Annotated in this window: 1 protein-coding gene; it reads right to left on the bottom strand. The window is 37.8% G+C overall.

Translation table 11 applies throughout. From position 1 onward, the window contains the following. Nucleotides 1–368 precede the first annotated feature (368 nt). Nucleotides 369–1,079: autotransporter outer membrane beta-barrel domain-containing protein (locus tag ACFIKE_RS11180; protein ID WP_375650008.1), on the bottom strand; the 711-nt coding region annotated here is incomplete at its 5' end.

Below are 1,079 nucleotides of genomic sequence, written 5' to 3'. Positions count from 1 at the left end.
AATATTCTCTCGCCATTTCTATAGCGAGCAAGAAGCCCTTTGCCAAGTGACTCTGCAAAAATCTACACAAATTCTCAAAAATATAGAATGAATTATAAAGAAAACTTTAATAGAAATACCTGTAATTGCTTATCCCATCATAAAGATGCGCTACCGACTCTCAATAAATATTGAACCTTCTTGCATAATCTTAAATGCCTCTCATCAAATTATCATTGAAGCAATAAAGAATCATAAGAAAAGCCTAACATGCAAAATATATACCTTTTGAAAGCCTTCTTCTTTCAAGAGGACGAACCTAGACACCTCGATCTAGGTTTGGAAATCCTTCTACACACATTGAGATCAATTACAAAATAACCATATAATTAGAAACTATAGCGTACACCTAAAATACCCTGAAGGGACTGTTTTGTTTTACGTCCTTTAATATAATGTGCCTCACCATATAACTTTAACTTCTCACTCACTAAACTGCTCAAACCTACTCCTAACTTACCTGCATTCCCCGATAAGTCAGTGGTAAATGAATGCCGTTGATTAATCAATGTATGGTTGGCATCTTTATTCTCACGCAACCATGCTGCTGTAATATACGCAAGTGATGAGGAATCCATGCGAGAACCAAATTCATATCCTAAAGACACACCAACCTCACTGCGTAATGAAGTGAATGGACGCATATCACCTATCATGTCATTCGATAACTTGATTTCTTTACCCTCAACTTGCAGCCATGTAAATTGTCCATAAGGCTGCAACCAACTGCTCTTTGACGTCTTAAGTCGATAACCTGCTTCAAAGGAGGTGCCCACCGCCCATTGCCTATAACTTCCTTCAATCCCTAAACCGTTCGTTGAAACTGCCTTTAGAGTATTTTGATAATGATTGTATTTTAAAATACCATCGAGATACCATCCACTATGATCCAAATAAGTGATATAAGCACCAATGCCATAAGTATTGATACCGCTTATACCACCCCGTGCATGCGCAATGCGTGCGCGGTCATAACTGCCAAAACCACCTATATAAAATTCTCCATTTTCCCACTCGCTTAAACTATTGATCCCTAAAAC

It is taken from the genome of Bartonella sp. MU70NMGDW (genome assembly GCF_042194085.1).
In the GTDB taxonomy this organism is placed as follows: domain Bacteria; phylum Pseudomonadota; class Alphaproteobacteria; order Rhizobiales; family Rhizobiaceae; genus Bartonella; species Bartonella grahamii.
The sequence above is the reverse complement of the archived record's forward strand: the minus strand, read 5'-3'. Positions and strand labels throughout refer to the sequence as shown.